Genomic DNA, 7,582 nt, shown 5'->3' with positions numbered 1-7,582 from the left:
CTTTTTTCTCTTTTTAAGTATTTTCTTATAGCAAAAATCGCTTTCCGTAGCATAAAACCTATTAATTAAGTTAAATTATGCATTTTGTCGAGAAAAAGTGCATTTTAACGATAATTTAATTTTTTTATTTAGATGCTAACTGATAGATTTGCAATGAGTTACAATTCAAATGTGGCTCATGAGAATTATCAGCAACAACTAAAAAGAAAAGATTTATGAAGAAGGCAATTTTAACCGCAACATTACTTTTATCAGTTTTAGGTTTTTCCCAAACTACAACTAATGTAACCTACACTGCTTCGACAGAAAATTTCCCTAACCCTGAACGTGGTTTTTACCACCACAAAGGAACACACTCAACTTCTTATTCCTCTTTAAGTCAGTCTCAATTGTCAGGATATAGAACTAGTGAAAATATTTCCCTGATACTTAGATTATTCTATTTGGAAAATTTCATAAACTCTCCAATATCACAGGATTATCTGAATAAGATGCAGGCAGATTTTACTGCCATCAGAAACGCAGGTCTTAAATGTATTGTACGTTTTGCTTATTCCGATACAGAGACTGCCGGACAAAGAGATGCTTCTAAAGCACAGGTTTTAGCTCATATCGAACAACTTAGACCTCTTTTACAAAATAATGCAGATGTAATCGCTGTAGTGCAAGCCGGATTTATCGGGTCTTGGGGAGAATGGTACTACACCGATCATTTCGGAATGTCACCAACTTCAACAGATTACGCTAACAGAAGAGCTGTAGTTGATGCGCTTTTATCGGCTTTACCTTCTTCGAGAATGGTACAGATCAGAACTCCGAAATTAAAAATGCAAATGTATTCAAGTACTGCGCTTTCATCTGGCCAGGCTTATAATAATTCAAATGTTTCAAGATTAGGTCACCATAATGACTGTTTTTTAGCGAGTTCATCGGATTATGGAACTTACACCAATACTTCTTCTGAATATCCATATTTGGAGCAGGAGACTAAATTTACACCAATGGGTGGTGAAACTTGTGGGGTAAACCTACCGCGTTCCGGATGTACATCAGCTGTAGGTGAAATGAGAAAATTCCACTGGTCATACCTGAATACAGATTATAATGCATCAGTAATTAATGGTTTTTCATCTGAAGGATGTTTAAATGATATTAAGAAAAATTTAGGGTACCGTTTTGAATTGGTTAATGGTTCTTTCCCTCAATCAGCTAATATTGGAGGAACAATGGTTGTGAATTTCAAAGTTAAAAACACTGGTTATGCAACACCGTACAACCAAAGAACAGCATATATCGTTTTCAAAAATACTGTGACTGGCGATGTGTTTACAAAAGCATTGACTACAGATCCAAGATTATGGACAAGTCAGGCAGAAACAACTATTAATGAGACTATTACATTGCCTACAAACATGGTTCAGGGGACTTATAAATTGTACTTACACCTTCCGGATGCAGCATCAGGATTAAGTGCCCGTCCTGAATATGCAATTAGAATGGCAAATACCAGTACATGGGAAGCAGCTACGGGATATAACAGTCTTAATGCTAATATAAATGTTGGACAAAACCTTGGAACAGGCGATACTGCTACAACAGTTAATGCAACAGTTTACCCAATTCCGGCAAATACAGAAATATTTGTGGAATTAGAAAGTGTAGATCAGTACGCAATCGGGATGTACAACTCTTTAGGACAGAAAATAAATGTAAACTCTACATTGGCAACAAATAGATTAACAATTAATACAGAAAGTTTGAGTGACGGAGTTTATTATATCAAAATTTCTAATAGTGGTGTAAAAAATGATACAAGACGTGTTGTAGTAAAACACTAAACTTTTCATATTTTTTTATTAGTTGATTGAGAATGGGGATCGTTGAAAAATGGTCCCTATTTTTTTTTCTTTTGTTTCAAGTTGTGTTTTACTCCAAACTGCAATGCGTTTGAATAGAATTTATCCTGCAGATAAAATTCAAATATTGCTGAAATGGACGTATAATCAAAAATCTGATAGTTGAGATTACCGACAAATCGACCGAAGTCTGAAGCATAATCATCATAAAACCACCCTCCTTCTATTTTCATGTAAAAATCATCTTCCTGTTTTCCTGAAGAAAATCCTAATCCGCCACCTATATAGAAACGTTCATCAATCATCCAATAAGGATATCCGGTTGATAACGGAATCGTAGATTCGCCTAATGATGCTTGAGTTTTGGTTGATTCCACAAATGGCAGTAACCTGTTTTTTTTCTGCATCCAACGATCAAAAATAACTTTTCCTGTTATACTTCCTTCATAGGATTCAAGAACATAAAATGGTTCATTCAGTACTTCACTTTTATTATAATAATTACCCTCCAGCGCTAAACTTGTATTGAAATATTTGAAAAAACGGTAATCCTGATACAGCGTTAATTGAAAACGGTAAATGCTTTTACTGTATGACGGACCATTTTCTGCAGGTGCAATTTTTAATTCTGCTGAAGAATAACTGGTGTTTTTAGAAAAATTGGCTCCTCCTTCAAACTGAAAAAATGATTTGTCAAGCAGACTGTATTCATATCGCAAACTGGACCAATACTGCAGTTTTTCAAAAGCTTTTGGGTTGTTAAACTGATATCGAACACCAAACACATCATGAGTTCGGTTGTCGTCATAATCAGGAACGTCATATTCAACGCGGTACATCGAACTATAAGTAAATCCGAAGCCGTGCAGATTTTTCTTTTTATCATAAACATTATAAGACAACACGTTTTGGAAGGCCGACAGTTTATCCTTATTTGTTTGTAAATCGGTATCGTATTTAATAAAATTCCCGTATTCCCTGCGATTTGTTTTAATCATAGTATTGAGTACATCCGTGTAAAATAAATCCTTATAGTTTTCCATCAAATAATTCTGAATATCGGCTTCTTCATAAACAACATCGGTATTGAGCATTTTTTTAATGGTTTCCTTGTCGGATGATTCATCCGGAAGTTCATTTGCCAATATCCAGGATTCCTTGAATTTACCCATATCGTGATAAGCGATACTCATTTGCGCTTTTACTCTGTAATCATCCGGATTATTTTTGATATACTCATTGTATTCGTTAATCAGTTTTTGGTATTCTTTCAATTCAACCAGCCACTGCATTTTGCTGTAAAAATCGATTTCAGTGCTGAATGCCGACCAATCATAGGCTTTTTGAAATTCGTTATTATCCGCATAAATCCAGGTTATTGGAGTTGCCAGTTCTTTGTATTCCTCGGAAGGTTTTATTTTATTCAGTTCCGCAATAGCGTTTTGCGGTTCATAATTTACCAGATAATCAAGATATTTCAGATACGTTTCCTGGGAAGGATCCACTTTCATTAAATTGGTGAGCGCGAGTTTTATCTTATCCTGATATTCAGCCGAATAAAAATAAGCAATATAGTTGTTGAGTAAGTCTTTATCTTTCGGATTTGCAAGCATTTGCGCACTCATCCATTTTTCCTGAATTACATCATTGGGATAATAAACATGTTTGCTTAATTCCTGCGAATACATTATGTTTTCCGGCAATGGATATTTGAGGCAGTGTTGTTCAAGCATTGTCCATACTTCTTCTGCCCTGTCATCCCAGGAAAGGTATTCGGTGTATTTGTTCCAGACTTCAGGATTGATTTTTTGTTCAGTAAGCATTCTTTGTCTCAATCCTTCTATTTCCGCGGCTAATTCTGCATCCGAATTGTCAACCCATAAGGCTTCTTTTGCCAAACGGGCAACTTCATCTTTGAATTTTTTGAATTCGGTTCTGACATTAGCAGCAGCCAAATCCAAAGTAGCAGCATCATAATCGGCCCGGAAATCAGGCATGGTTATCCTTGATTTATTGGTTCTTACCGAATATAAATAACCATCTAAATAAGGAACTTTTTTGAAGGCGGCTCCTTGTCTTTTCAATTGATCCTCAATTCTTGATGCTTTCCCTTTAGTTCCATACACAAACCAATCCTGTTCGGAAAAGTTGGATTCTTCCGGTTTAAGTTTTTCAACGGTATATATTCCGTGAACCGTTTTATGGTTAAAATAAGAGGCTCTCCAATCATTTGTCATTAAACCGCTTTCACGGGCATCGAGGTAACGAATGTTTGGAAAATCGGTACGAAATGTTTTCAACAGTTTATCAAATTCGGAATACATTGCCCTGTCGCTGTTTGGGGTTTTATACCAGCCCAAATTGTCATAATTGCGCAAATCGTAAATTCCTTTACTTATATTGGTACTTGGTATCTGATAGATATCGTCCGGATGAAGAAAGTGCGACCAGATTCCGGTGTACATATAAAGGGAATACATTGTGAATTTTAAGTCGGGATCTACATAAAATCCACTGGAAATTCTCGGAAAATCGAAGAATTCAGGTTCGTAGGGATCAAAATCATATTCCCTGTCTCCGCCATCTTTTTTGTTTCCAACAAAAATACTGCACATGAATTTTAGTGAAGGCATCCCTTTTTTTAACTGCTTCAATCCTACCCTGTCGATATAATTAGAAGGCGGTACATAGGTTACCGGTAGCGGACCAAAATCGTTTACCTCCCATTTTTTTTCGGCTGCTTTCAGTGAAGTTGCCATAAAATCCGGATTTTTCCAATCGGAAACAAGCAGGGAAACGTGGTTATATCCGTGAAAAGCTAATTCATGACCGTGTTTTGCCACATCTTCTACAAGCCAGGTACTCAATCCAATTTCTTTTCCGTCTATTTCGATTTTATTTGAATCCCATTCCCGGAATAAAAAAGGGGGTTTGATATTCACGTTATAATCAAAAGTAGTCATAGCGGCATACTTAATATCGTGTTTTTTAGCCAATTTTACCAAATCGGGCCACCAGACATTGTGAACATAATCTTTAATGCTTAAATTCATTTCGGAGAGTACAGGTTCACTTTTTATATTATACAAAGGTGCCGGAAAATCATCTAAAAAAATCACTCCCGTATTGATCACAGGATATGGAATTCCCTCCAAGCCTTTCAGAAGACCGGAAACTAACAATCCGCGGTCTTCCTTAATGAAAAAATAAGTGGAATTATAATAAATCACTTTCCCCTTCCCTATTGAATTTTCAGTAATTAAAGGATATGTAGGATTGTTTTCGGCTATAGCATCAATCTTTATTTTATCCGAAAAAACAGTACCCTTCAGTCCGAAAAACTTCAATCCTTTCTTATAACTATGATCATTAAATCCAGGTAAAATATTGGTTTTAAATAAAAAACCTGCTGCTTCAGTATCGGTTTCATAATCATTTTCGGGTTTCATTCCCACCAGAAAAGAAAAACGTTTGTCCTCACTTCCGAAAGGCATGAATAAAGTACCTCCCCTGGCTACAAAATCAGTGATTATGTCTATACTTTTACTATTCAGTTTTTTAGTATCGAGAAGACTTAAAACCCTAACGCTGTTATCAATTTTAGGGTCTTTGTTCCATTCTTCGAGAGAAACACTGCGATATGGAATTTTTATGTAATCGCAAACCTTTCTTGTGTTTCTGTTTAGGGTTAAACTTTCAACATCATTTTTGTCAGTAATGAATTGAACCATTGGGGGAAGATTTAAAGGTATTCCTGAATATCTGCGTAAGGTTAAATCGCCTTTATTGGCATTTAATCCTGTCAATTCGTCAATTTGTACGCACCCGGAAGCGATTACCACCATCAGCAATGCAAAAAAGACACGAATTCGCAGTGAAGTATTATGTTTGACAATCTTCATATCTTAAAAAATTAAATCTTCCGTTTTACTCTGACCGGGATCGTTTTCAATCTCAAAAATTTTGATCAGATCACTTTCATAAAACACGCTTACTTTACGCCCGCGTTTTTTTAGTATTTCAAGTTTTGAGAGTATCACAGGTGTGATTTCGCAGTTGACTATAATGCGGTTTGTTTTATCATCTCCTTTCTTATAAACAAATACCAAGACACTTTTAGGGAGTACATATTGCGGATTATTTTTCAGGAATTTTGTATTTTTTTTATTCTTGAAATAGATGGAATCCCTTATCAGGTAATTTTTGTTGAAATCGGTATAATGAATAAAAAAATGTTTGTTGATACTGATTGATTGGGTGGTGTAATCATTTACAACGGCATATGAAAACGGATAATAACTCGATGTTATTTTTTCATACACATTGATGATGTCTCTTGGGATATCGTCTGTTTTGTGCAGTTTTTTATATTCTTGTTTCTGATAATAAACCGCAGAATAAAGTACGCCTACAATAATAAACACGGCAAAAACTGGTCTGATGACTTCGATTTTCGTATAAAAGAAATAACCGATCCTTATAATTAAGGCTATCGCAATACCAAATAAAATAGGGATAAATACACCTAACGATAATTTTACCAAATCGGTGTCAATCCAATTGTTATCGATTTCCGAAAGGACAACCAAAAAATTGAAATAAACCAGGAAACACATGGCTGCATTCCATTTTTCATTTTTTAAGACAATCAGTAACAGGCATAATATCATGCAGATATAACTTAAATACTGATAGTAGATCATCAGACGTTCGTAAGAAACTATCAAATGTGAAAAATAAGTATAAGCACTTACCGACATTAAACCGGAATGTACAAAGAGCACGAAATCGTCCCCAAAATGTGAGCAGGCTGTTCCGTAAATGATAAAAAGAATCATAAGTGAAATCAGATAAGCCCCTATGACAATTAGGTTTTGAACTTTATGTTTTATTGAAGAAGTTAATAATCCGATGATTAAAAACGGAAACAGAAGCACCACTAAAGTGAAAATATCAATTAAACCGATAGCCGTAAAAGCCAAAATATAATTGATGAAACAATTTACGTTGTTACTGTGCATGATTCCGGGTTTTAAATAAAGAACCATTGCCGGAAGCGCGAAACAAATCGCGAGAAACAAAGGCTGATGTTGTAAAATGAAAGTCAGATTTAACGGCATGATAGTGTAGCTCACACTATAAAAAAGAGCCACTACCATTGGGGCAATTATTTTGGAAGAGGTGATTTTATTAACCACCCAGAAAAGAAGGATACTGATTAAAACAGATTCCAGAATTCCCATGGATTGCAGTGCAACTTCCGGACTAACAGCTGTGAATTTTCCATAGAAATTAATCATTGCAAGTTCTCCAATCGTAAAGATTCCATCAGTGAACCACCTTTGGGAATCAAAATCGATTACGCTTTCAAGATCTGAAATCCAGGAGCCTGACAGTGAAAACAAGTCAAACCTGTAGAAAATATATCGGCTGTAAAATGTAACACCCCCAATTATGGAAAGTAAAAAAAGATACCAAAGGCGATTTTTGCGTTCTTTTGGGTCGGAGCGTGTTAAAACAAAAAAACCGACAGGCTTTTTGAGTTCAATATTCTCGATAAGTTCGAAAATATTTCTTTTTATTTTTTGTGAAATTATATTTACCGAATGAGGGATTTGCTTGACTCCGAAATAATCAACGTAAATTATTACCAGTAAAATGATTATAACATTCAGGAGGTTATACATCCCAAGTTGTACCAGTCCAAAAATCAGCAGCATGATGAT

The 7,582-nt window shown here is 35.3% G+C and carries 3 protein-coding genes; 1 reads left to right on the top strand and 2 read right to left on the bottom strand.

Annotated elements, in window-relative coordinates; translation table 11 throughout:
* Positions 1–215: 215 nt before the first annotated feature.
* Complete coding sequence (locus VLB74_RS13320) at positions 216–1,838, top strand: DUF4832 domain-containing protein (RefSeq protein ID WP_325203947.1); 1,623 nt, start codon at positions 216–218, stop codon at positions 1,836–1,838.
* Between the two features lie 56 nt (positions 1,839–1,894).
* On the opposite strand, the gene VLB74_RS13315 is transcribed toward VLB74_RS13320, so the two are convergent.
* Positions 1,895–5,758, bottom strand: coding sequence for a DUF2194 domain-containing protein (locus VLB74_RS13315; RefSeq protein WP_325203946.1), 3,864 nt, complete (start codon positions 5,756–5,758; stop codon positions 1,895–1,897).
* Positions 5,759–5,761: 3 nt separating this feature from the next.
* The coding region (locus tag VLB74_RS13310) for a hypothetical protein (protein WP_325203945.1) at positions 5,762–7,582 on the bottom strand (1,821 nt) is incomplete at its 5' end.

Origin of the sequence: Flavobacterium sp., from assembly GCF_035456225.1 — a bacterium.
In the GTDB taxonomy this organism is placed as follows: domain Bacteria; phylum Bacteroidota; class Bacteroidia; order Flavobacteriales; family Flavobacteriaceae; genus Flavobacterium.
This window is presented reverse-complemented; position numbering and strand designations above follow the sequence as displayed.

Excerpts from the sequence above, each read along its gene's own strand:
- VLB74_RS13315 (WP_325203946.1), bottom strand. The coding sequence starts at position 5,758 with ATGAAGATTGTCAAACATAATACTTCACTGCGAATTCGTGTCTTTTTT.
- VLB74_RS13320 (WP_325203947.1), top strand. The coding sequence starts at position 216 with ATGAAGAAGGCAATTTTAACCGCAACATTACTTTTATCAGTTTTAGGT.